This window comes from Flavobacterium sp. N1994 (assembly GCF_025947145.1).
GTDB lineage: Bacteria > Bacteroidota > Bacteroidia > Flavobacteriales > Flavobacteriaceae > Flavobacterium.
Genome location: NZ_CP109999.1, coordinates 1,949,275 through 1,971,028, shown reverse-complemented (window position 1 = coordinate 1,971,028; position 21,754 = coordinate 1,949,275). Strand labels below are relative to the sequence as shown.

Annotated in this window: 24 protein-coding genes and 1 tRNA gene; 9 read left to right on the top strand and 16 right to left on the bottom strand. The window is 35.8% G+C overall.

Going from position 1 to position 21,754, the window contains the following annotated elements:
* Positions 1–13: 13 nt before the first annotated feature.
* From OLM53_RS08765 to OLM53_RS08745, 5 genes are all read right to left on the bottom strand, one after another.
* A complete protein-coding gene (locus tag OLM53_RS08765; RefSeq protein WP_264519855.1) occupies positions 14–367 on the bottom strand; it encodes a hypothetical protein in 354 nt (117 codons plus the stop codon).
* Between the two features lie 114 nt (positions 368–481).
* Positions 482–1,471 carry an aspartate-semialdehyde dehydrogenase gene (locus OLM53_RS08760; protein ID WP_264519854.1) on the bottom strand — a complete coding sequence of 330 codons (990 nt, stop codon included), beginning with the start codon at positions 1,469–1,471 and terminating at the stop codon, positions 482–484.
* 333 nt (positions 1,472–1,804) lie between these two features.
* Entirely contained in the window at positions 1,805–2,221 is a 417-nt protein-coding gene (gene mscL, locus OLM53_RS08755; RefSeq protein ID WP_264519853.1) for a large conductance mechanosensitive channel protein MscL, read from the bottom strand.
* Positions 2,222–2,294: 73 nt separating this feature from the next.
* A complete protein-coding gene (locus OLM53_RS08750; protein WP_264519852.1) occupies positions 2,295–4,739 on the bottom strand; it encodes a bifunctional UDP-N-acetylmuramoyl-tripeptide:D-alanyl-D-alanine ligase/alanine racemase in 2,445 nt (814 codons plus the stop codon).
* A gap of 9 nt (positions 4,740–4,748) precedes the next feature.
* The gene (locus tag OLM53_RS08745; RefSeq protein ID WP_264519851.1) at positions 4,749–5,372 is read right to left on the bottom strand and encodes a thymidine kinase; all 624 of its coding nucleotides are present in this window, start codon (positions 5,370–5,372) and stop codon (positions 4,749–4,751) included.
* Positions 5,373–5,559: 187 nt separating this feature from the next.
* On the opposite strand from OLM53_RS08745, the gene OLM53_RS08740 reads away from it, so the two are divergent.
* Entirely contained in the window at positions 5,560–6,495 is a 936-nt protein-coding gene (locus OLM53_RS08740; RefSeq protein WP_264519850.1) for a hypothetical protein, read from the top strand.
* On the top strand, positions 6,496–7,206 hold the full coding sequence (gene rsmI, locus OLM53_RS08735) for a 16S rRNA (cytidine(1402)-2'-O)-methyltransferase (protein ID WP_264519849.1): 711 nt from the start codon (positions 6,496–6,498) through the stop codon (positions 7,204–7,206).
* Between the two features lie 54 nt (positions 7,207–7,260).
* Here the strand turns inward: rsmI and ade are convergent, their stop codons facing one another.
* Positions 7,261–8,883 (bottom strand): adenine deaminase, encoded by a 1,623-nt coding sequence (gene ade, locus OLM53_RS08730; protein WP_264519848.1) that lies wholly within the window; start codon positions 8,881–8,883, stop codon positions 7,261–7,263.
* Between the two features lie 129 nt (positions 8,884–9,012).
* Here ade and recJ point away from each other — a divergent pair, with 129 nt between their 5' ends.
* On the top strand, positions 9,013–10,701 hold the full coding sequence (gene recJ, locus OLM53_RS08725) for a single-stranded-DNA-specific exonuclease RecJ (RefSeq protein ID WP_264519847.1): 1,689 nt from the start codon (positions 9,013–9,015) through the stop codon (positions 10,699–10,701).
* 259 nt (positions 10,702–10,960) lie between these two features.
* Here the strand turns inward: recJ and OLM53_RS08720 are convergent, their stop codons facing one another.
* From OLM53_RS08720 to OLM53_RS08695, 6 genes are all read right to left on the bottom strand, one after another.
* Positions 10,961–11,713 (bottom strand): UDP-2,3-diacylglucosamine diphosphatase, encoded by a 753-nt coding sequence (locus OLM53_RS08720; protein ID WP_264519846.1) that lies wholly within the window; start codon positions 11,711–11,713, stop codon positions 10,961–10,963.
* 11 nt (positions 11,714–11,724) lie between these two features.
* A complete protein-coding gene (locus tag OLM53_RS08715) occupies positions 11,725–12,177 on the bottom strand; it encodes a 6-pyruvoyl trahydropterin synthase family protein (protein ID WP_264519845.1) in 453 nt (150 codons plus the stop codon).
* A gap of 38 nt (positions 12,178–12,215) precedes the next feature.
* Positions 12,216–12,389, bottom strand: a complete 174-nt coding sequence (locus tag OLM53_RS08710; protein WP_264519844.1) for a hypothetical protein — start codon at positions 12,387–12,389, stop codon at positions 12,216–12,218.
* 5 nt (positions 12,390–12,394) lie between these two features.
* Complete coding sequence (locus tag OLM53_RS08705; protein ID WP_264519843.1) at positions 12,395–13,150, bottom strand: enoyl-CoA hydratase/isomerase family protein; 756 nt, start codon at positions 13,148–13,150, stop codon at positions 12,395–12,397.
* 105 nt (positions 13,151–13,255) lie between these two features.
* Positions 13,256–13,329: transfer RNA gene (locus tag OLM53_RS08700), tRNA-Ala, on the bottom strand.
* Positions 13,330–13,407: 78 nt separating this feature from the next.
* Complete coding sequence (locus OLM53_RS08695; RefSeq protein WP_264519842.1) at positions 13,408–13,980, bottom strand: DUF3109 family protein; 573 nt, start codon at positions 13,978–13,980, stop codon at positions 13,408–13,410.
* Positions 13,981–14,144: 164 nt separating this feature from the next.
* Here OLM53_RS08695 and OLM53_RS08690 point away from each other — a divergent pair, with 164 nt between their 5' ends.
* From OLM53_RS08690 to OLM53_RS08680, 3 genes are read left to right on the top strand one after another with little or no spacing between them, the layout of a single operon-like run.
* Positions 14,145–14,720: a MarC family protein gene (locus tag OLM53_RS08690; RefSeq protein ID WP_264519841.1), complete on the top strand. Its 576-nt coding sequence runs from the start codon at positions 14,145–14,147 to the stop codon at positions 14,718–14,720.
* A 38-nt stretch (positions 14,721–14,758) separates the two neighbouring features.
* Positions 14,759–14,956 carry a hypothetical protein gene (locus OLM53_RS08685; RefSeq protein ID WP_264519840.1) on the top strand — a complete coding sequence of 66 codons (198 nt, stop codon included), beginning with the start codon at positions 14,759–14,761 and terminating at the stop codon, positions 14,954–14,956.
* Positions 14,957–14,959: 3 nt separating this feature from the next.
* A complete protein-coding gene (locus tag OLM53_RS08680) occupies positions 14,960–15,568 on the top strand; it encodes an NAD(P)/FAD-dependent oxidoreductase (RefSeq protein WP_264519839.1) in 609 nt (202 codons plus the stop codon).
* A 1-nt stretch (position 15,569) separates the two neighbouring features.
* Here OLM53_RS08680 and OLM53_RS08675 read toward each other — a convergent pair whose 3' ends face one another.
* The 3 genes from OLM53_RS08675 to OLM53_RS08665 all read right to left on the bottom strand — a co-directional run bounded on the left by OLM53_RS08675 (position 15,570) and on the right by OLM53_RS08665 (position 18,272).
* A complete protein-coding gene (locus OLM53_RS08675) occupies positions 15,570–17,138 on the bottom strand; it encodes a S41 family peptidase (RefSeq protein ID WP_264519838.1) in 1,569 nt (522 codons plus the stop codon).
* Positions 17,139–17,567 (bottom strand): deoxycytidylate deaminase, encoded by a 429-nt coding sequence (locus OLM53_RS08670; protein WP_264522440.1) that lies wholly within the window; start codon positions 17,565–17,567, stop codon positions 17,139–17,141.
* Between the two features lie 111 nt (positions 17,568–17,678).
* Positions 17,679–18,272, bottom strand: a complete 594-nt coding sequence (locus OLM53_RS08665; protein WP_264519837.1) for a HupE/UreJ family protein — start codon at positions 18,270–18,272, stop codon at positions 17,679–17,681.
* Between the two features lie 147 nt (positions 18,273–18,419).
* Between OLM53_RS08665 and OLM53_RS08660 the strand changes: the two genes are divergently transcribed.
* A complete protein-coding gene (locus tag OLM53_RS08660) occupies positions 18,420–18,851 on the top strand; it encodes a TerB family tellurite resistance protein (RefSeq protein ID WP_264519836.1) in 432 nt (143 codons plus the stop codon).
* A gap of 29 nt (positions 18,852–18,880) precedes the next feature.
* On the opposite strand, the gene fbp is transcribed toward OLM53_RS08660, so the two are convergent.
* Positions 18,881–19,888 carry a class 1 fructose-bisphosphatase gene (gene fbp, locus OLM53_RS08655; protein WP_264519835.1) on the bottom strand — a complete coding sequence of 336 codons (1,008 nt, stop codon included), beginning with the start codon at positions 19,886–19,888 and terminating at the stop codon, positions 18,881–18,883.
* 107 nt (positions 19,889–19,995) lie between these two features.
* Between fbp and OLM53_RS08650 the strand changes: the two genes are divergently transcribed.
* Positions 19,996–20,469, top strand: a complete 474-nt coding sequence (locus OLM53_RS08650) for a GNAT family N-acetyltransferase (RefSeq protein WP_264519834.1) — start codon at positions 19,996–19,998, stop codon at positions 20,467–20,469.
* Entirely contained in the window at positions 20,469–21,722 is a 1,254-nt protein-coding gene (locus OLM53_RS08645; protein WP_264519833.1) for an aspartate kinase, read from the top strand. The genes OLM53_RS08650 and OLM53_RS08645 overlap by 1 nt, the downstream gene beginning before the upstream one ends.
* Positions 21,723–21,754 lie beyond the last annotated feature (32 nt).

Sequence of the window (21,754 nt, the reverse complement as noted above, 5' to 3'; positions counted from 1 at the left end):
ATTGGCAAAACAGTTAAACAATAATCTTGGGAGGAGCTCGAAGTGCAAAGAGGGCACCACGAAACGATTGGGTTATTTCTTTAGAATAGCAAAAAGTATACGAAGAAAGAACTTCTGTTTTACTGAAATCAAAAGAGTAAAAATGGGTAGGAGTATAATTGCTTAGCGCAAATTCGCAAACGAAACAATGATCAAAATCGTGATGTTGATGATTGATTTCGGATTGGTTTAAAGTGTATTTATGATGACACTTTTTTTCGGCAATATGTTTTTCTAGGTGATGAAAGGAGTGCAAGGATTGCAATAAAAGAGCTCCCATTACCATGATGGTAAAGGATATACTTATTATGGAGATTTTGTTTTTCATCGCATACAAATGTAAGGGATGCTCAAAGAAAAACCGTTTGATTTTAACAAATTTTAGGATTTGCAAAAACCAAACGGATTTCTATTTTGTCATTTCCGCGTAGGCGGAAATCTATTACACTAATTTATTTGCTACTAAATATTCAGCAATTTGAATCGTATTTGTAGCAGCACCTTTTCTCAAGTTGTCAGATACAATCCACATGTTTAATGAATTGGGTTGACTTTCATCACGACGAATTCTACCTACAAACACATCGTCTTTTCCTTGAGCATATAATGGCATAGGATAAGTATAAGAATCATTATTATCCTGAACAACAACGCCATCGGTATGATGTAGAATATTGCGAACTTCATTCACATCAAAATCATTGGAGAACTCTACGTTCACCGCTTCACTATGACCGCCCACAACAGGGATTCGGATAGCTGTAGCAGTAACGGCTATGGATTTGTCGCCAATAATTTTTTGAGTTTCACGAACCAATTTCATTTCTTCTTTGGTGTATCCGTTTTCTTCAAAGCTGTCGCATTGTGGAATAGCATTGCGATGAATTTGATATTTATACGCCATTTCTCCTTGAACACCAGCGTATTCGTTTTCTAATTGTTGTACTGCTTTTACACCAGTTCCAGTAATGGATTGGTAAGTGGAAACAATGACACGTTTGATATTGTATTTTTTGTGCAAAGGCGCTAAAACCATTACCATTTGAATCGTAGAACAGTTAGGATTGGCTATGATTTTGTCTTCTTTCGTTAATTCAGAAGCATTGATCTCTGGGACTATTAGTTTTTTTGTTGGATCCATTCTCCATGCAGAAGAATTATCGATAACGGTGGTTCCAGCAGCGGCAAATTTTGGTGCCCAATCAAGTGATGTTTGTCCACCAGCTGAAAACAAAGCAATATCAGCTTTCATATCTACTGCGGTTTGTAGCCCCACTACTTTGTATTTTTTTCCTTTGAATTCAATTTCTTTTCCTACTGATTTTTCAGAAGCCACAGGAATTAATTCGGTAACTGGAAAATTTCTTTCAGCTAAAACGTTAAGCATTACTTCGCCAACCATTCCGGTTGCGCCAACAACAGCAACTTTCATATTTATATCGATTTATATTTTTGAAGTACAAAAGTATGTAGAAAAAAGAAAATAGAGCAAAGAAGAAAGAAAAAAGAAAAAATCTGAAAATGCAGATAACGTTGTCGTTAGCCCCGATAATTTGATATTAAGAGGAGGACTGCCGGTGGCAGTCAGGTATTTTTATCGAACTAAAGAAACATAAACGTCCTCTTTAGCCCCGATAGAAGCGGCACCGAAGTAAAGCGGATAGCGGGAGGGATTATCCTAAATAAAATAAACGTTGTGCTCCTAAAAAAGAAAAACCGCCTCAAGTATGAAGCGGTTTGGTTAAGAATATATAATGTAGCGGTATTATTTTTTCAACAAATCTCTAATTTGAGTAAGTAATTCTTCTTGTGAAGGTCCAGCTGGAGCAGCAGGTGCCGCTTCTTCTTTCTTTTTAGCTTTTTCAGCAGCTCTTAAAACCACAAAAATAAAGAAAGCAATAATGATAAAATTAATGACTGCTTGAACAAAATTTCCATAAGTCATAACGGAAGCCCCCGCTTTTTTGGCAGCTTCTAAATTCTCATAACTCTGTCCATTTAAAGAGATAAATTTCGAGGTAAAATCAATGCCTCCAGTAATTAAACCCACAAGTGGCATAATCAAATCATCCACTGCAGAACCTACAATTTTTCCGAAAGCACCACCGATTACTACCGCTGTTGCTAAACTTAATACGTCGCCTTTCATTAGTGACGCTTTGAAATCGCTAAAAAATCCCATAATTATTTTGTTTTATTTGGTTAATTGATAACTAAATTATAGAAAATTTTAACATTTGAAAACAATTTTTAAATTATTCTCTAAAAAATACACGTTTAACCCGTTGCGATATACTGGTTATGATTTCGTAAGGAATAGTATTCAATTGTTTTGCCATGAAGTTTACGGTTGGGTTTTCACCAAAAATGATAACGGTGTTACCTTCTTTGCAATCAATGTCAGTTACGTTAACCATTAGCATGTCCATACAGACACTTCCTACAATTTTGGCAGGTTTATTGTTAATCAAAACATAGCCAACACCATTGCCCCAAGCTCTACTGATACCGTCTGCATAACCAATAGGGATGGTGGCAATTTTTGTGGCTTCAGTAGCCATGTACCTTCTGCCATAGCCTACACTTTCATTAGCATCGATAGTTCTAATTTGGGAAATCACCGATTTTAAGGTGCCGACAATTTGCAATTCTTTTTGTTCTTCGGAATCGTTGGAAATTCCGTAAAGTCCAATACCTAAACGGACCATATCGTATTGTGCTTCGGTATAATTGGTAATGCCCGATGTATTTAAAATATGGCGAATAGGTTTTATGTTGAGTTCAGCCATCAATTTGGAAGACAGTTTTTCGAATAAGGCAATTTGAGATTTTGAAAAAGAATCGTGTTTTAAATCATCACTCGTTGCCATGTGTGACAAGATGCTTTTGATTTGTACCGTTTCGTTGCCTTTTAGAATTTGGATTAAATCGGTTATATTTTCTTCTTCAAATCCTAGGCGGTGCATGCCTGTATCTATTTTGATATGGATTGGGAAATGTTTTAGTTTCTTTTGTTCGGCAATTTTTAAAAAGCTTTTTAATCCTTTGATTGAATAAATCTCGGGTTCTAAACGATGTTGAATAATAGCTGCAAAACTCGTCGTCTCTGGATTTAACACCATAATGGGCACAGAGATTCCAGCATTTTTCAGTGAAATTCCTTCATCGGCGAAAGCCACACCAAGATAATCTACTTTATGATGTTCAAGCAATTTGGCAATTTCAAAACCACCATTTCCGTAACCAAAGGCTTTAACCATGACCATCATTTTGGTTTTAGGTTTTAACTTTGATTTGAAAAAATTCAGGTTATGACTGATAGCATTTAGGTTAATTTCTAGAACGGTTTCATGTGTTTTCTCTTCGAGGATGGAAACAATTTCTTCAAAATGAAAATCACGAGCGCCTTTAATTAAAATGGTTTCGTTTTCAAAATTCAGATTATCAAAAGCATTTTTAAATTCGGAAACATTTTTAAAAGAGACACTGTTGATGAATTTATTTTTATACTGAGAAATGGTTTCTCCAATGCCAATCACACGGGTAATTTTATTGGAAATAATCAATTGAGAAACTTGAGAATATAACTCGTCGTTACTTAAACCACTTTGAAAAATATCAGAAAGAATTAAGGTCTTCTTTTTGTGTTGTTTTTGATTTTCTAGAAAGTCTAGCGCAATTTTCAACGATTGGAAATCAGAGCTATAACTGTCGTCTATAAGCGTACAATTGTAGATTCCGTTTTTTACTTTAAGTCGCATTTCAACGGGATACAATTGGGCCATTCTAGTTTGAATTACTTTTTGATTGTATCCAAAATAGAGCATGACCATCATACAGTGAATGGCATTTTCTACTGAGGCTTGATCTTGAAAAGGAATCGTAATCGGGAAAGTATCTTCTCTGTAAGTAACTTGTAATTCGGTAAGTTCCCCTATGTTTTTTTTGGTGATAAAGACATCTGCACTTTTATCATCGGAACACCAACTGAAGAGTTTTATTTTGGGGTTCACGAAAGCGCAAATGGTTTTGTTTTTATTTAAAATCAGTACGTTGACTGAAATAAAAAGTTTGAGTTTTTCTTTTATTTTATCGGCAACGCTTGAAAACCCTTCATCATGTGCCGAACCAATATTAGAGAGTATCCCAATGGTGGGTTGGATAATCCTTTGCAGTTTTTCCATTTCGTGCATTTGCGAAATTCCAGCTTCAAAAATGCCGAGATTGTGCTTTTCATTGATGCCTAAAATAGACAGCGGAACACCCACTTGTGAGTTGTAACTTTTCGGACTTCGAATTATATTGAAATCGGGGCTTAACAGAAAATTTAGCCATTCTTTGATGATGGTTTTTCCGTTGCTTCCTGTAATTCCGATAACGGGGAAATCAAATTGACTGCGGTAAAAGGCAGCAAACTTCTGAAGCGCTTCGAGTGTGTTTTCTACTAGTAAAAAATTGGCTTTGCCTTTAACGTTTTCAGGAATTTGGGTTACTACAAAATGGTGAACGCCTTTCTGAATCAATTCTTCTATGTATAGATGACCGTCATGATTAGGTCCGGAAAGTGCAAAGAATAAGGTGTTTTCATCGTTCTGTAATGAGCGGCTATCGATGGAAATATAATCGATTACCGCCACATCATTTAAACCAACCCAATTGGCTTTGATGATGGGAATAATATTTCGGATGGTTAGTGTCACGATGAGAGGTTATTTTCCGTCTTTGGACAGATGTTCAGGGTCTTTGACTTCCATGTTTTGGCGCATGGCGTTGAAATAGGCGGCACGGCTTAACGGTTCGTATTCTTCGGTTTCGCCTAACATAACGAGTTTGTCATTATCGTTTTTTCGGAAACTGTAATGCGCTAAATTTCCGGTTCTTGTACACACAGCGTGTACTTTGGTTACATATTCGGCAGTAGCCATTAAAGCAGGCATGGGTCCGAAAGGATTTCCTTTAAAATCCATGTCTAAACCAGCGATGATTACTCGAATTCCAGAATTGGCTAAGTCATTACAAACGGCTACAATTTCGTCATCAAAAAACTGTGCTTCATCAATACCCACCACATCACAACCTTGGGCTAAAATTCTAATATTAGCGGCGGCAGGAACTGGAGTAGAACGAATTTCATTTTTGTTGTGCGAAACAACCATTTCTTCATCGTAACGCGTATCGATAGAAGGTTTGAAAATTTCTACCTTTTGTTTGGCAAATTGGGCTCTTTTTAATCGTCTGATTAGCTCTTCGGTTTTACCCGAAAACATCGAACCGCAGATGACTTCAATCCAACCAAATTGCTCTTTATGATTTACTGTATTTTCGAGAAACATTTTGTATTTTTCTTGCGCTAAAAATGAATAGTTTTTATTACTTTGTGACGGAAACCAAACGACTTAAATTTTTCCTATTTTTACGTCGATTCAAATGTAGAAAATTTTTAATTAAGGTAACTTCTTCCCATGATTAAATAAATGGCTAAGGAGAAAATTAACTAAAGCATAGCAATTTCAAAACAAGATGAAAAAAAGATTAGAATCCGAATTAATCAGCATTGCGCACCGAATTTTAAAGCTAAAAAACAAGTCGGAAGTCGACCAATTGTATAAAGAAACTCAAAAATTATACGAAACCTTGTCTGTTTTAAAATTTTATCAAGACAATTTTGAATCGGTAAAATCAGATGTGACTGAAGACGTTTTAGAAGAAAAACTAGAACAATCTCTTGAAGCGGAAGAAGCTCCAGCTCCAGTGGTGGAAGTGAAGGAAGAGATAATAGAACCAATAGTGGAAGTGGAAGCAGCACCAGAAGTAGTTTTAGAAGCTGAAGCAGCACCAGAACCTGAGACGGAAGAAGAAGTAATTGTTTCAGAAGAACCAGAAGCCACCATAGAAGAAGAGGAAGTTTTAACTGAGGAAGAACCTGCAGTAGAAGAAGAACCAGTTGCTGAAGAAGAAGAACCAGTTGTTGTTCCTGAACCCTCTTTCAAGCCTATTTTTGAATTAGAGGTTGAAGAAGAAGAAGAAATAGAACCAGCAGAAACAGCTTCTGAAGTAAAACCAGAAGATAAACCAGTAGCTCTTGAAGATTTTTTAGGAGATTATAAAGACCCTGTTTTTGTAAAACCTAATGAAGTTTCTTTATTTGGAACAGAATCAACAGAAAGTGAAAAAGTAAGTGAGATTAAAGAAGAACCAAAAGCAACTACTATAAACGAAGGGCACTCAAAATCAATCGCCATTGGATTGAACGACAGAATTGGTTTTGTGCAACATCTTTTTAACGATAGCAATGAAGATTTTAATAGAGTGATTTCTCAATTGAATACATTTGATACGTTTGAAGAAGCCAAAAATTTCATCAACGAAATGGTGATTCCTGATTACAACTATTGGGTGGGTGAAGAAGATTACATCGAACGCTTTATGGAAATTGTGGAGAAAAAATTCCAATAAATGGCCAAACTTTATATAGTTCCAACGCCTATTGGCAACCTTGAAGACATGACTTTCAGAGCGATTAAAGTTTTGAAAGAAGCGGATTTAATTTTGGCAGAAGACACAAGAACTAGTGGCAAACTCCTCAAACATTACGATATCGCCACGCACATGCACAGCCATCACATGCACAACGAACACAAAACCGTTGAAAATCTGATTAAGCGTTTGCAAGCTGGCGAAACCATAGCATTAATTTCAGACGCAGGAACTCCAGCCATTTCTGACCCCGGATTTTTATTAACCCGAGCCTGTGTAGAAAACAATATTGAAGTCGATTGTTTACCTGGTGCAACTGCATTTGTACCCGCTTTAGTGAATAGCGGTTTACCTAATGACCGATTTGTATTCGAAGGATTTTTACCCGAAAAGAAAGGAAGACAGACCAGATATTTGGCTTTAGCCGAAGAAAACAGAACCATGATTTTCTATGTTTCTCCTCATAAATTAGTAAAGACTTTAGCCGAATTTGTTCAGTATTTTGGTGCTGACAGACCTGTCTCTGTTTCTAGAGAATTATCCAAATTACACGAAGAAACCATACGAGGAACAGCACAAGAAGTGCTCAATCATTTTGAAGCTAAACCTCCAAAAGGAGAAATTGTAGCTGTAGTTGGGGGAAAGATTTTAGAAGCAAGAAACAAGAAGCAAGAAGCAAGAGAAGAATAATTATTTTTCTTTGAGCGAAGCGGTCTTGCCTCTTTCAGTAAAGCGGTCTTTTTTCTATTTCACTTCCAAATCCACAAACGAAAACGAATTCCCGCTGAACAAGCCTTTGTCCGATAATTTCAAATCAGGAATAACGAGTAAAGCCATAAACGAAAGCGTCATAAACGGAGCTTTTAAACCAGAACCTAATTCTTTCGCCATCCCATCAATTTCTTGATACAAACGCCCAGCTTCCCAGCCATTTTGATCACTCATGATTCCGGCAACGGGTAATGCTAATGATTTTTTATCGGAACCATTAACGGCACAAATTCCACCAGTATTGGCAATTAGTAAATTTACAGCACTTAAAATCTCTTCATCCGAAGTGCCCACTACCACAATATTATGACAATCATGCGCGACGGAACTGGCAATGGCTCCTTTTTTTAATCCAAAGTTTTTGATAAAAGCAATTGCTGGTTTTGCATCTTGATAACGATTCACCACCGCCATTTTCAAAATGTCATTTTCGGTATCAGCGACTAATTTCCCATTAATCAATAAAGAACTATGATGAATTTCATTAGTAATTAATTGCCCTTCCAAAGCTTCAATCACACGAATAGTTTTGGCGGCACTTGGTACTTCAAAATCACTTAAGGTTTTGGGAGAAGTATTGAAGTTATTAGGCTTCTCAAACTCGACATGTTTTACAAAAGATTGTCCGTTTTCGGCAACCAATGCTCCGTTGATGTAAGTTTGTTTTACTTTGAAATTTGTCAAATCTTCCACAACTATAAAATCAGCATCATCATTGGGTCTCAATAATCCAACGTTCATTTTATAATGATGCACCGGATTAACACAAGCCACTTGCAACACTTTAAAAATATCCATGCCTTTAGCAATAGCTCTAGCACAAAGCAAATTAATATGGCCCACAATCAAATCATCAGGATGCTTATCATCGGAACAAAACATCATGTTTTCATAATGTTCTGGGAGCAAATCAATCAAGGCTTCAAAGTTTTTAGCAGCGCTTCCTTCCCGAATAAGAACTTTCATTCCCAGCGATAATTTCTCAGCGGCTTCATCATAGGTAAAACATTCATGATCGGTTGAAATTCCGGCAGAGATGTATTTTTTGATCGGTTCGCCTCGCAATCCAGGAGCATGACCATCAACTGGTTTATCGAAATGTTTCGCCCAAGCGATTTTTTTCAATACTTCTTCATCATCAAACAAAACGCCCGGATAATTCATCATTTCCGATAAGTAATAAATATCCGGAGAACCCATTAATTCCTTAATTTGTTCTGAATCAATCACCGCTCCAGCTGTTTCAAAAAACGTAGCAGGAACACAAGAAGGGGCGCCAAAATGAAACTTCAACGGCACTTTTTTCCCGTTATCAATCATATAATGCACACCTTCTTTCCCTAAAACATTTGCAATTTCATGGGGGTCAGAAATAGTGCCAACGGTGCCATGAAGTACGGCCAATTTTGCAAATTCAGAAGGAACCAACATCGAGCTTTCAATATGAATATGGGAATCAATAAAACCAGGAAGAATATAGGTTTTGACGTTATGTTCTTTCTCTATTATGGAAGTGATTTTACCATTTGCCACAGTAACTTCGCCCGAATAAATGCGTTTGTTTTGAATATCTACAATCTGACCTTGAATTTGCATTTTGAATTTCTTTGATACTCCAAAAGTAACAAATATTATTTTGGTTTTTATGTATAAAATATACACAAAAAGTAGCCTATTTTTAAGCACCTTTCCCGTATTTTTGTTTGCAATCATTCGTAATTCATCATGCGCTGGAATTTAAAACCAAAACCTTCTTCGGATAAAGTAAAAGCCTTAGCTTCTCAACTCAATGTTGACGAGTTAGTTGCTACTCTTTTGGTACAAAGGGGGATTGAAACGTTTGATGAAGCGCGCCAGTTTTTCCGTCCCAGTTTAGCCGATTTGCACGACCCTTATCTTATGAAAGACATGGATAAAGCGGTGACCCGAATAGAAACTGCGATTGCGAATGGTGAAAACATTTTAGTTTTTGGAGATTATGATGTCGACGGGACTACTGCTGTTTCCTTGGTGTCGAGTTATTTGAGAAGTTTTTATCCTAATGTCGCCACTTATATTCCCGACCGTTACGATGAAGGCTATGGCATCTCTTATAAAGGAATCGACTTTGCCGAAGACAACGAATTTACTTTGATTATAGCCTTAGACTGCGGTATAAAATCTATTGAACACATCGCTTACGCCAATGATAGAAATATCGACTTTATTATTTGCGATCATCACAGACCTGGTGATATGTTGCCCGAAGCAGTAGCTGTACTCGACCCAAAACGGGAAGATTGCCATTATCCTTACGACGAATTATGCGGATGTGGCGTCGGATTTAAATTAGTCCAAGCCTTAGCGCAAAACCTAGACCAAACCATAGATGATTTACTAATTTATCTCGATTTAGTTGCCACTGCCATCGCCGCAGATATTGTTCCAATGACAGGAGAAAATAGAGTGTTGGCTAAGTTTGGATTAGAAGTTATTAATTCAAAACCACGCCCAGGCATCAAAGCTTTGATTCAAAATGTGAAGAAAAAAGTATTAACGATTACAGATGTGGTATTCATCATCGCTCCCAGAATTAACGCAGCAGGAAGAATCAAACACGGCAACGAAGCGGTAGCCTTATTAACCGAATACAATCTAGACCAAGCCGAACAATTCGCTTCCGAAATTGAACAATACAACACGGATAGAAAAGATTTAGACAAACAAATTACCGTAGAAGCACTGTCGCAAATACAAGAAAATGGAGAACAGGAAAAGTTCACTACAGTAGTTTACAATGAAAACTGGCACAAAGGAGTTATTGGAATTGTTGCTTCAAGATTAACCGAAACGCATTACCGACCAACGATTGTTTTTACCAAAAGTGGTGATACATTAGCAGCCTCAGCCCGCTCGGTAAAAGATTTTGATATTTACAACGCTCTCGAAGCGTGTGCGGAACATCTGGAACAATTTGGCGGACACATGTATGCTGCAGGAATGACTTTAAAAGAAGAAAATTACGCTGCCTTCAAAGAAGCTTTTGAAAGAGTAGTCCAAGAAACCATTCATCCTGATTTACTCATACCAGAAATTTCGATAGATGCCGAAATAAGTCTTAAAGACATCAACGAAAAACTGATTCGGATTTTAAATCAATTTGAGCCTTTTGGGCCACAGAATATGACTCCCGTTTTTATGACTAAAGAACTAAAAGATTCAGGTTATGCCAAAGGTATAGGTGCCAATGAAGATCATTTGAAATTATTCGTCAAACAAAATGGAAGCGAAGGTTTTGGTGCTATTGGCTTCGGACTAGGCGATAAACTTTCTTTAGTAAAAAATCAAAACTCCTTCGATGCTGTGTATTGCATTGACGAAAACGAATTCAATGGTACTACAACTGTACAGTTACGTTTGAAGGATTTAAAGTAAATACTTTCGCTTTTTATCGAGTTACTTTCGTATTCATGCAAATTACATTCGAGTTTATTCAAATTACATTCGACTTTATCCAAAACACTTACTAGTTTATACAAAAAACTTACTATAGTATTACTGCTCACTACTAGTTTATATAATATTGTTTCTAGTTTTGATAAGTTTATTACTTTTTTTGAAAATAGTGTTACTACTTTATCCAAACATTGAGTACAATTGGATAGAATAGAAAGTAAAGAATAATAGAAAAGGATTAGTACTTCTTTAACTCGAATTGAGTACCATCAAAAACACCATAAGTAAAGTAGCCTATCCAGTCCCCTAGGTTGACATACTCAGCGTTATCTCCCACAGATACTACCATCGGAAGATGACGATGACCAAAAATAAGGTAATTGTAATGTTTGGTTTCGAGTTTGCGTTTCGCATATAAGATGAGCCATTCATTATCTTCGCCAAGGAACTTCACATCAGCATCGCCCGAGATTAATTTGTTTTTTACCGATAAGTATTGTGCCAATCGCATCCCAACATCAGGATGCAGCCATCGGTACAACCATTTTGAAAACGGATTGGTAAATACTTTCTTCATGCGTTTGTAGCCTTTGTCTCCAGGACCTTTGCCATCACCATGACCAATTAAGAAGGTCTTGCCATTAAATTCAAATTCTTGATTGTCTCTGTAAACAGGAATATTCAATTCTTTTTCGAAATAATCGCTCATCCACAAATCATGATTCCCAACAAAGAAATAAATAGGAATGCCGCTGTCTCTGATTTCTGCTAGCTTCCCTAAAACTCTTACGAAGCCTTTAGGAACTACTGTTTTGTATTCAAACCAAAAATCAAATAAATCGCCTAAGAGGAAAATACATTCAGCATCCTTTTTTACTTCATCTAGCCAAGCTACAAACTTTTGTTCTCTAGGAAAACTAAGCTCAGGCGTAGGCGCACCAAAGTGTTGGTCAGAAGCAAAGTATATTTTTTTGTTAGGAGATATTGTCATCAAGATTGAGGTTATTCGTTATCCGAAGCATACCATTCGGCAAACGAGGTATCGGTTTCTTGTAGTTTTAAAGAATGTAATTTGATCTCAAAAGGCAAACGACTTTTTATTTTTTGAGCAAAATCGGTCACCATGTTCTCACTTGTAGGTTGATAATCTACCAAAATTACGTGATGTCCTCGGCTTTTTAATTCGTTAGCCAATTCAATATGAGGAGTATTTTGATTAAAAACAGTAGCATGATCAAAAATATCGACAATTTCTTCTTTAACAATTTTCTTCAAATCGGAAAAGTCAATCACCATGCCATATTTCACATTCGAAGTATCCGTAATCGGTTTCCCAATAACAGTCACCGATAATTTATAGCTGTGTCCGTGTACATTTTTGCATTTGCCGTCGTACCCATACAGAGCATGACCCGTTTCGAATGAAAATTGTTTAGTGATTCTGATGTTACTCATGAAAGAAGTTTTTACTGGGCAAATTTACTAAAATATTACTATAGGTCGTTTTCTCTTTTTTTGGCTCGAGTATACATTAAATAAGCAAGACCAACCAATACTATAAATGGGAGAATATACCCAATCCATACCCCAATTAAATACCCATTATCAGGAGCATTTTTTATCTTTTCATTGATGTTAGCTTGTTGCAAAAGCAAAATCAGTTTCATGAGGTTTATTTTTTAAATTCGTTTAAGGCTTTTTTTGTAAAATCAGAAAGCACTAATTTACCTGAAATAGCGGCTCTTTCATATAAAAGCTCGTCCCAGTTTCCAGTATTTTTCCAAAAGACTTTTTTCATTTCTGCTAAAGCTTCAGGATTATAAGAGGCTAATTTTGTTGCCAAATGATCTACCGCTTCGCTAACTTCTGCCTGACTATCAAAAAGATCTACATATAAACCTTTTTCTTTTGCCCAATCTGCCGATTGCCAATTAGTAGGTTGTAAAGTCAGTTCTGTCATTGCGGTTTTCCCAATTTTTCTAGAAACAGCAGGTTCAATTACAAACGGACCAATTCCAATAGCAATTTCAGATAATTTAACGGCAGCATCTTGATAAGCATAAGCAAAATCGCATGCTGATATTAAACCAACACCCCCGCCAACAGCTTTTCCTTGTACTTTTCCGATGATGATTTTAGAGCATTTCCGCATGGCGTTAATCACATTCGCAAATCCTGAGAAGAATTTCTTTCCTGTTTCAAAATCGGATATCGAAAGTAATTCATCAAAAGAAGCACCTGCACAAAACGTTTTGCCTTCGCTTTGTAAAATCACAACATTTACATCAGCATTGAGAGAAATTTGATTTAATTCGGAAGTAAGTTTGTGTAATAAATCACTAGGAAACGAATTGCTAGCAGAATGACTAAAGGTTATGGTAGCAATTTTATTTTCAATAGTAATGGAAAGGGAACCAGTATCAGCCATAATAGTTGTATTTGAATGTAAAGATAAGAAATCTTAAAACGCTTTCAAATGGATTACTATTGTTTAAATAAAAAAGCCTCCAATAATGAAGGCTTTACTTTATTGTGGAGAATATCGGATTCGAACCGACCACCTCTTGCCTGCCAGGCAAGCGCTCTAGCCAAATGAGCTAATCCCCCATAAATGTTGCACAAATATATAATTTTATAGAAATAAAAGTCAATAAGAAAGCATCTTTATTTTTCTTTAAATTTTAATCACTTCCCATTCTTCAAATCTTCGGCTACTTTTTCTAGTTCGGCATACCAATCTTGTCCAAATCGGCGGATTAAAGCTTCTTTTACAAATTTATAAACAGGAACTTCCAACTCTTTTCCTAAAGAACAAGCAGGATTGCAAATATCCCAACGGTCGTAATTGACGGCAGCAAATTCGCTAAAATCTTTAACACGGATTGGATATAAATGACAAGAAACTGGTTTTTTCCAATCTACAATGCCTTGGTTGTAGGCTTGTTCTATGCCGCAAAGAGCAGTTTTGCCATCGAAAATAACGTAAGCACAATCTTTGTTGTCAATAAGAGGGGTTTCCAAATCTTGATCGGTTCCCACTACCCAAGTGCCTAATCTTTCAATAGCTTCAATACCTTCTTTACGGAGGAAAGGTTTCACTTTAGGGTAAATAGCTTCTAAGATTTTAGTTTCTTCTTGTGTTAAAGGAGCCCCCGCATCACCATCTACACAGCAAGCGCCATGACAAGTTGAAAGATTACAAACAAAATCTTTTTCGAGAATATCTTCTGAAACGATGGTTTTTCCTAGTTGAAACATTTGATAGTAAGAGGAGGAACCCCAGTGGGCTTCACGGATTTTTAAAAATGAATTATAATTTTTTTGCTATGATCAAAAGCCAAAAAGCTCAATTTTCAATGCAAAGGTAAAATCTAAAATCATTATAAACGATTAAAAACCTAATTTTGTAAAAAAATAAAGGAATGAACATTAATTTTAGAGAAATAGCCACTGCTACCATGGTTCTTTTTGCCGTGATTGATATCGTCGGAAGCATTCCTGTGATTATTAGTTTGAGAGCTAAATTTGGCCATATTCAATCGGGAAAAGCTTCTTTAGTTTCGGCTGGAATTATGATTGCCTTTCTTTTTGTTGGTGAAGAAATACTGAAATTAATCGGCATTGATGCTAATTCGTTTGCTGTAGCTGGTTCATTCGTTTTGTTCTTTTTAGCTTTAGAAATGATTCTAGGTATCCGACTCTATAAAGAAGATAAAGCCACTTCTGCCTCTATTGTTCCAATAGCATTCCCGCTAGTTGCTGGGGCTGGAACGATGACAACTTTACTTTCTTTGCGAGCAGAATTTTATTCCATCAACATTATCATAGCGATATTTCTGAATATTATTTTGGTGTATTTAGTTTTAAAATCTTCTGCAAAAATTGAGAAAATGCTTGGTGAGAATGGGTTGAACATCATTAGAAAAGTTTTTGGAATTGTCCTTTTAGCCATTGCCGTTAAATTATTTGCAGCTAATGTTAAAGGACTCTTTGTGTAAGACCAAATTTTAGTATTTTTGTCCTCTAAATACACTTCATGAAAATTTTCACTACTATATTGATGGTTATTGCTTTTGGGTTAGTTGTTTTCAATTTTACCATGTTAGATTATAAGGATCCAATGAAAGGCGATAGTATGGTGGCATTAATTGGCATTGTTGCTTCTTTATGCGCTTTATTTATTCTACTGATTTTTAGAATGTCTAAAAAAATTGAAGAAAAACTTAAAAACTAAACCATGTTTGATGTTCTGATAATCGGTGGCGGCGTTTCGGGCATGTCATGTGCTTTGGTTTTGGGTTCGGCTCATAAAAAACCGTTTGTTCAAGATAAAAAAATTGGGATTATCACACACCAAAAAACATCTTCACTTCAAGAAGCTATCTTTTACAATGCTTATGGAGTATCCCCAGGAAAACTAGGTTCAGATTTGTTAGCAGAAAGCACAGAACAACTACAAGAATTATATCCTCATGTAACCCAAATTGAAGGAGAAAAAGTCATGAAAGTGACGGGGACATTTCCAAATTTTACGGTTACAACCAATAAAAACTCTTATCAAACGAAAAATATTGTAGTTGCAATAGGGTATTCTAACACTTTTGATGTAGAAGGATTAGTACACTATGTTGAACCACACAAAAAAGCATTAGCTGAGAAACAACGGATTCAGTTAAAAAACGAAGACCACAAAGTCACGGATGGCATTTATGTAGTTGGGACATTGGCTGGATGGAGAAGTCAATTGGCTATTGCAGCAGGAAGTGGAGCAGCAGTTGCAACCGATATTCTAACGTTGTGGAATAATGGTATTTCTTCTCAAAGCCACGATTCCATAAAAAAATAGTTTATTTCAATACTGCTTTTAACATGGCATCCTCTTTTAGAATGATGTTGTAATAGTAGTTTTCGCCAAATAATTGTCGTGCAAACTCAGCAGTAATGTATTTTTTAACTAGCGTTTTATTATCCGCCAATTTCATTTCTAATCCGGCACCTTTCAGATAGCTTTCAAATTTTGGGATACAACTATCATCCTTTTGCATTTTAGTCATGAATTGTTCAAATTTTAATCCTTTAAAGGCTTTTCTATCTTTGTCTAATTGCTCAAAAACAAAATGACCCACAAGCCCTGAATTCAAGATATATGCTAAACTTTCTTCTCCTTTTTTAACTTCTAGAGGCACAAAAATATCAGGAACAATTCCGCCACCTCCATAAACAGTTCGACCTTTTTTGGTTTTAAATTTTAATGAGTCGGCAATTTTCATTTTGTCTTTTTCATAGAGTTCGCCACTTTCAAAACGAGTTTCTGCATCCTGACTGTATTTTTCTCCTTCCCCTTTTACATAAGGTTTTTGAATAGAACGACCACTTGGAGTATAATACCTTGAAGTAGTTAACCTAACGGCGGAACCATCATCAAAGTTCATTTCGCGTTGAACCAATCCTTTTCCAAAAGAACGACGACCCACAATAATTCCTCGGTCATTATCTTGAATAGCACCCGCCAAAATTTCGCTTGCTGAAGCAGAGTTTTCATCGATTAAAACAAATACTTTCCCATTCTCAAAAATGCCCCCTTCCGTTGCAAAGGTTTTATCAACAGTTCCTTTGCGGTTTTTTGTAAATACAATTAGCTCTTTGTCTTTTAAAAGTTCATCTATGACTTCGACAGCCTTTTCTAAATAACCACCTCCATTATCGCGTAAATCAATAACTAACGTCGTCATTCCCTTCTTTTTTAATTCTTCTAGACCAACTCGGAATTCATCATAGGTATTCTCAGCAAAACGATTGATTTTGATGTAGCCCGAAGTTTTGTTAAGCATCAAATAAGTATCAACGCTCTTTATTGGAACTACTTCTCGTTCTACGGTAAGTTTTAGTTTTTTGTTGGTACTTTTTCTGAAAATAGTGAGCGTTACTTTTGAACCTTCCTCTCCTTTGAGATTATTGTACAAGCTATCAGTTGGTAATTTTCTACCGAAGAGTTTGGTTTTGTCGGCGTATAAAATTCGGTCTCCAGAGAGGACTCCTGCTTTTTCAGCTGGGCCATTTTCTAGAGGTTTTACAACAGTAACCGTGTCATTAAACATATAGAAGTTAACTCCAATACCAACAAAATCACCTTTCATGATTTCCGCTTCAGAGGATTGTTCACTGGGAGGAAGATAGATGGAATGTGGATCAAGATTAGCCAAAATACTATTGACCGTCATGTCAACAATAGAATCGGAATTGACATCATCCACATATTCTTCGTTGATAAAATCAATCAATCTTTCGATTTTTATTTTGCGAGCATTTTGTTTTGAAATCGATGGTTTAGGGAAATTAATCATTCCGCCAATAACCACTCCCAAAGCTATGCATGAGAAGAGGAGTAATGGCAAGTATTTTTCCTTTGATTTCATTTAGTCTAAATCTTCAATTTGATCAACAGCAACGCCTGCTTTTTGTAGAAATTCCAGTCCAGTAGTATCACGATAGCCATGTTGATACACTACTCTTTTGATGCCTGATTGATGAATGAGTTTGCTACATTCTTTGCAAGGAGAAAGCGTGATATATAAGGTCGCATTTTCGCAAGTTTGAGTGGAACGGGCTACTTTTGAAATCGCATTGGCCTCGGCGTGTAGTACAAACCATTGGGTTAATCCTTCTTCGTCTTCACAACAGTTTTCAAATCCAGTTGGTGTTCCGTTATACCCATCAGAAATAATCATTCGGTCGCGTACTATTATGGCACCCACTTGTTTGCGTTTGCAATAAGAAAGTTTGCTCCATTCGGCAGCAATTCTTAAGTAGGCAATGTCGTATTTGAGTTGTTTTTTTTCTTTCATCACAAAAAATCAAATGGTTTTTCTTCTAGCCCCGATCGTAGCGGCACCGAAGTAGAGCGTAGAGCGGGAATAAGGATAACAAAGATACCCAAACCTTTCGCTTCTAAACAATTATTTATACCAAATTTCAGTTCGAATAATCATTGGGATAACAATTCCTATGATGAAAGCAGAAACGATTAATATCCAATCTCGCTTAGTGAATTTGAAAAGGGTTTGAATAACATAAGCAATTAGTAATCCAATGGTCACCACAATAAATTGCGATATTTCAAAACCAATTGCTGATTCAAAAAGAGGTAATAATTTGTCAGTTGGTTTGTTCGGAACTAAACTATTAAAATAGGAAGCATAACCTAATCCGTGAATAATTCCGAAAACAGAGCTGACCACTGCAATAAAGGTAATGGATTCTTTTTTGGTTGACTTCCCTGCGATTATAATGTTGTAAAATGCAGCAATTAAAACCATTACTGGAACTAAAAAAACCACATATGTTGCTTTGATGCTTACAATATTAAATACGGAAAGTAGCAATGCTAAAACATGTCCAGCGGTGAATAAAGAAACAAGAATTAAAATTCTTTTCCACGATTTAAATTCATAAGGGACTGTAAGAGCTAGAAGGAATAAAACATCTAAATAAACATGAAAATGTAAAAAATGTTTTAGTCCAGAATTGAAGTAAATCCAGAAATCTGACATGGCATTAGTTTAGTTTAGGAACGTAAACTTACAATTTATTTTGTTTTGCTTTAAAAAATAACCTCTAAAATCTACCAAACATTTTTGGTTTGCATTTCCAAAAAAGGTTTTATTGAATTATATTTGCAGTATAAAAACAATTACTATATGTCATTTTCAGAATTATTTGATAGCGAATTCAAAGCCAGAAATAAAGGGCATTTTTCTGCCATTGTTCGTGTTGCTACTGCAGATGGAGCTATGAGCAAAGAAGAAAAAGAATTTTTAGATAAACTTGCGGTTCGTTTAGAAATTTCGCCAGCAGAATATGAAGAGATTTTGGAAAATCCTTTAAAATACCCAATTAATCCACCATATTTACATGCCCAAAGATTAGAGCGTTTGTATGATTTGTCAAGAATGGTTTATGCCGATCATATTCTTGGACCAAAACAAAAAGAAATCCTTACTAAATTTGCTCTAGCATTAGGTTTTACACCAGGCAACGTTAAGTTTATTGTAGAAAAAGCAATGTCTTTATTAATGCTCAATGTAGATTTAGATACTTTCGTTTACGAGATGACTCACATGAATAAATAAAAAAAGTCCCGAGAAATCGGGACTTTTTTTTAACTGTATTTTGCCATAAACTCTTCCGCTTTTTCAACCATGTTATAACTTCCACAAAAGAAAGGAACTCTTTGATGTAATTCTGTAGGTTGAATTTCCATGATTCTTCCGAAACCATCTGATGCTTTTGCTCCAGCTTGTTCCGCTATAAATGCCATGGGATTGCATTCGTAAAGTAAACGCAATTTCCCTTTTGGAGCTTTTAAACTTGTTGGGTATATATAAATGCCTCCTTTAATCATATTTCTGTGAATGTCTGAAACCAAACTTCCTATGTAGCGTGAAGTATAAGGTCTGTCTTCTTCTTCCAATTGGCAATATTTTAAATAATCTTTTACGCCTTGTGGGAAATGAACATAGTTTCCTTCATTGATAGAATAGATAGTTCCATCTTTTGAAAACTGCATATTGGGATGCGATAGATAGAAAGTTCCTATGGCCGGATTCAAAGTAAATCCATTTACTCCATGACCTGTGGTATAAACTAACATTGTTGAAGTTCCATAAATTACATAACCTGCGGCTACTTGATTGGTGCCAGGCTGTAAAAAATCTTCTAAAGTAACAGGACTTCCAACAGGAGTTATTCGTCTGTAAACCGAAAAAATAGTTCCAACTGAAACATTCACATCAATATTAGAGGAGCCATCCAAAGGATCCATTAATACCACATATTTGTTATTATGACTTTTATCCGAACCGGCTACTGTTATATAATCATCACTTTCTTCTGAAGCAATGCCACATACAATTTCACGGTTGATTAAAGTTTGAATAAAGACTTCATTGGCATATACATCCAATTTTTGCTGGTCTTCCCCTTGGATGTTTTGTTCTCCAACAGCACCCACAATATCTACTAATCCAGCTTTGTTTACTTTGTAGTTTACGACTTTGGCTGCAAGCCTAATCGAATTGATAATTCTTGATAATTCTCCAGACGAAAATTGAAATTCCTCTTGTTTTTCGATGATAAATTCACCTAATGTTTTATTGCGTTCTTCCATTAAGAAATCGTTGTAGTTGTTTGTGCAAATATCGATAAATTTGGCAAAGAAAAAATCTATTTCGCCAAGAAATTATTAATTGTATTTTTGTTGAAATTTCGACCCAAATGAACATCCGAAAAGGAGAAAAAAAAGACATGAAAGCGGTTCTGGAACTGATTCAAGAATTAGCCACTTTCGAAAAAGAACCCGATGCTGTTGTGGTAACTGTTGCTGATTTAGAGCGAGACGGTTTTGGAAATTATCCCTTATTTCATACTTTCGTTGCAGAGGTTGCAGATGAGATTGTTGGGATTGCCTTGTATTATTATCGATATTCTACTTGGAAAGGGAAAACCATCCATTTAGAAGATTTAATTGTCAAAGAAAAAATGCGTGGTGCAGGTTTGGGATTTGCTTTGTATTCCAAAATTATTGAGCAAGGAAAAATAGATCAAGTGCGACGCATAGAATGGGCAGTTCTCGATTGGAACACACCAGCCATAGATTTCTACATAAAATCGGGAGCCAAAGTATTAAACGACTGGCGTGTGGCGCAAATGGACGAAAACGGAATAAATGAATTTTTAAGTAAGTTGTAATGAGAATATTTAAATTTGGTGGTGCATCCGTAAAAGATGCTGAAGGTATTAAAAATGTATTTAGTGTTTTGGAAAAAGTAGGTCATGAAGACACACTTTTGGTAATTTCTGCTATGGGAAAAACCACGAATGCCTTAGAATTGGTAATCAAAAATTATTTTGACAAGTCCAATGAGTTACATTCTTCATTGCAAGATGTTAAGAAATACCACAACCAAATTTTATTAGATTTATTCGATGACGAAGAGCACGATGTTTTTTATGCCGTGAATAGTCATTTTGCCGATTTGGAGTATTTTATCAGAAGTAATAAATCTCCGAATTATAATTTTGTGTATGACCAAGTGGTGAGTTATGGAGAAATTGTTTCTACTACAATTGTTAGTCATTATTTCAATCATGCAGGTTTGAAAAATAATTGGATTGATGTTAGAAATTTTATCAAAACCAACAATAATTACCGCGACGCCGATGTGGATTGGGAAAAAACACAACAGTTCATTTCAAAAGGCGTAAAGAAAAAAGCACTCAACATTACGCAAGGGTTCTTAGGTTCGGATGAAAATAATTTCACAACAACTCTTGGTCGAGAAGGGTCGGATTATACAGCAGCCATTTTTGCCTATTGCTTAAATGCAGAAAGTGTAACAATTTGGAAAGACGTTCCTGGAGTTTTGAATGCGGATCCGCGTTACTTTGAAAATGCTGTTTTGCTAAACCAAATTTCCTATCGGGAAGCTATCGAGTTGGCGTTTTACGGAGCGTCTGTTATTCATCCAAAAACATTACAACCTCTTCAAAAAAAAGAGATTCCGTTGTATGTTAAATCGTTCATTAACCCATTATTGCCTGGCACTAGTGTTTCAAAAGGAAAAGATTTAGAACCTTTAACGCCTTGTTTTATAGTTAAAAAAGAGCAATTATTATTGTCGCTTTCATCTATTGATTTCTCTTTCATTATGGAAGAAAACATCAGTGAAATTTTTGCTTTGCTTCATCAATACAAAATCAAAACAAGCTTAATTCAGAATTCGGCCATAAGTTTTTCCGTTTGTTTAGAAGATAAATTTGGCAATTTTAATGAGGTTAAAAATATACTTTCTAAAAAGTTCAAAATTGCTTACAACGAAAATGTGTCGCTTTATACTATTCGCCATTTTGATGAAAAAGCAGCCAAAATAGTGGAGAAAGACAAAACGGTTTTGGTTAAACAAATCTCAAGAGACACGATGCAGATTGTGACAAAGGAGTAATTTCACAAAAATAGAAATACTACATTTATACT

Excerpts from the sequence above, each read along its gene's own strand:
- OLM53_RS08685 (WP_264519840.1), top strand. The coding sequence starts at position 14,759 with ATGAAAATTTTCACTACTATATTGATGGTTATTGCTTTTGGGTTAGTT.
- fbp (WP_264519835.1), bottom strand. The coding sequence starts at position 19,888 with ATGGAAGAACGCAATAAAACATTAGGTGAATTTATCATCGAAAAACAA.
- OLM53_RS08675 (WP_264519838.1), bottom strand. The coding sequence starts at position 17,138 with ATGAAATCAAAGGAAAAATACTTGCCATTACTCCTCTTCTCATGCATA.
- OLM53_RS08715 (WP_264519845.1), bottom strand. The coding sequence starts at position 12,177 with ATGAGTAACATCAGAATCACTAAACAATTTTCATTCGAAACGGGTCAT.
- OLM53_RS08665 (WP_264519837.1), bottom strand. The coding sequence starts at position 18,272 with ATGTCAGATTTCTGGATTTACTTCAATTCTGGACTAAAACATTTTTTA.
- mscL (WP_264519853.1), bottom strand. The coding sequence starts at position 2,221 with ATGGGATTTTTTAGCGATTTCAAAGCGTCACTAATGAAAGGCGACGTA.
- OLM53_RS08690 (WP_264519841.1), top strand. The coding sequence starts at position 14,145 with ATGAACATTAATTTTAGAGAAATAGCCACTGCTACCATGGTTCTTTTT.
- OLM53_RS08740 (WP_264519850.1), top strand. The coding sequence starts at position 5,560 with ATGAAAAAAAGATTAGAATCCGAATTAATCAGCATTGCGCACCGAATT.
- OLM53_RS08760 (WP_264519854.1), bottom strand. The coding sequence starts at position 1,471 with ATGAAAGTTGCTGTTGTTGGCGCAACCGGAATGGTTGGCGAAGTAATG.
- OLM53_RS08645 (WP_264519833.1), top strand. The coding sequence starts at position 20,469 with ATGAGAATATTTAAATTTGGTGGTGCATCCGTAAAAGATGCTGAAGGT.
- OLM53_RS08695 (WP_264519842.1), bottom strand. The coding sequence starts at position 13,980 with ATGTTTCAACTAGGAAAAACCATCGTTTCAGAAGATATTCTCGAAAAA.
- OLM53_RS08660 (WP_264519836.1), top strand. The coding sequence starts at position 18,420 with ATGTCATTTTCAGAATTATTTGATAGCGAATTCAAAGCCAGAAATAAA.
- ade (WP_264519848.1), bottom strand. The coding sequence starts at position 8,883 with ATGCAAATTCAAGGTCAGATTGTAGATATTCAAAACAAACGCATTTAT.
- OLM53_RS08710 (WP_264519844.1), bottom strand. The coding sequence starts at position 12,389 with ATGAAACTGATTTTGCTTTTGCAACAAGCTAACATCAATGAAAAGATA.
- OLM53_RS08650 (WP_264519834.1), top strand. The coding sequence starts at position 19,996 with ATGAACATCCGAAAAGGAGAAAAAAAAGACATGAAAGCGGTTCTGGAA.
- OLM53_RS08745 (WP_264519851.1), bottom strand. The coding sequence starts at position 5,372 with ATGTTTCTCGAAAATACAGTAAATCATAAAGAGCAATTTGGTTGGATT.
- OLM53_RS08670 (WP_264522440.1), bottom strand. The coding sequence starts at position 17,567 with ATGAAAGAAAAAAAACAACTCAAATACGACATTGCCTACTTAAGAATT.
- OLM53_RS08765 (WP_264519855.1), bottom strand. The coding sequence starts at position 367 with ATGAAAAACAAAATCTCCATAATAAGTATATCCTTTACCATCATGGTA.
- rsmI (WP_264519849.1), top strand. The coding sequence starts at position 6,496 with ATGGCCAAACTTTATATAGTTCCAACGCCTATTGGCAACCTTGAAGAC.
- OLM53_RS08680 (WP_264519839.1), top strand. The coding sequence starts at position 14,960 with ATGTTTGATGTTCTGATAATCGGTGGCGGCGTTTCGGGCATGTCATGT.
- recJ (WP_264519847.1), top strand. The coding sequence starts at position 9,013 with ATGCGCTGGAATTTAAAACCAAAACCTTCTTCGGATAAAGTAAAAGCC.
- OLM53_RS08705 (WP_264519843.1), bottom strand. The coding sequence starts at position 13,150 with ATGGCTGATACTGGTTCCCTTTCCATTACTATTGAAAATAAAATTGCT.
- OLM53_RS08720 (WP_264519846.1), bottom strand. The coding sequence starts at position 11,713 with ATGACAATATCTCCTAACAAAAAAATATACTTTGCTTCTGACCAACAC.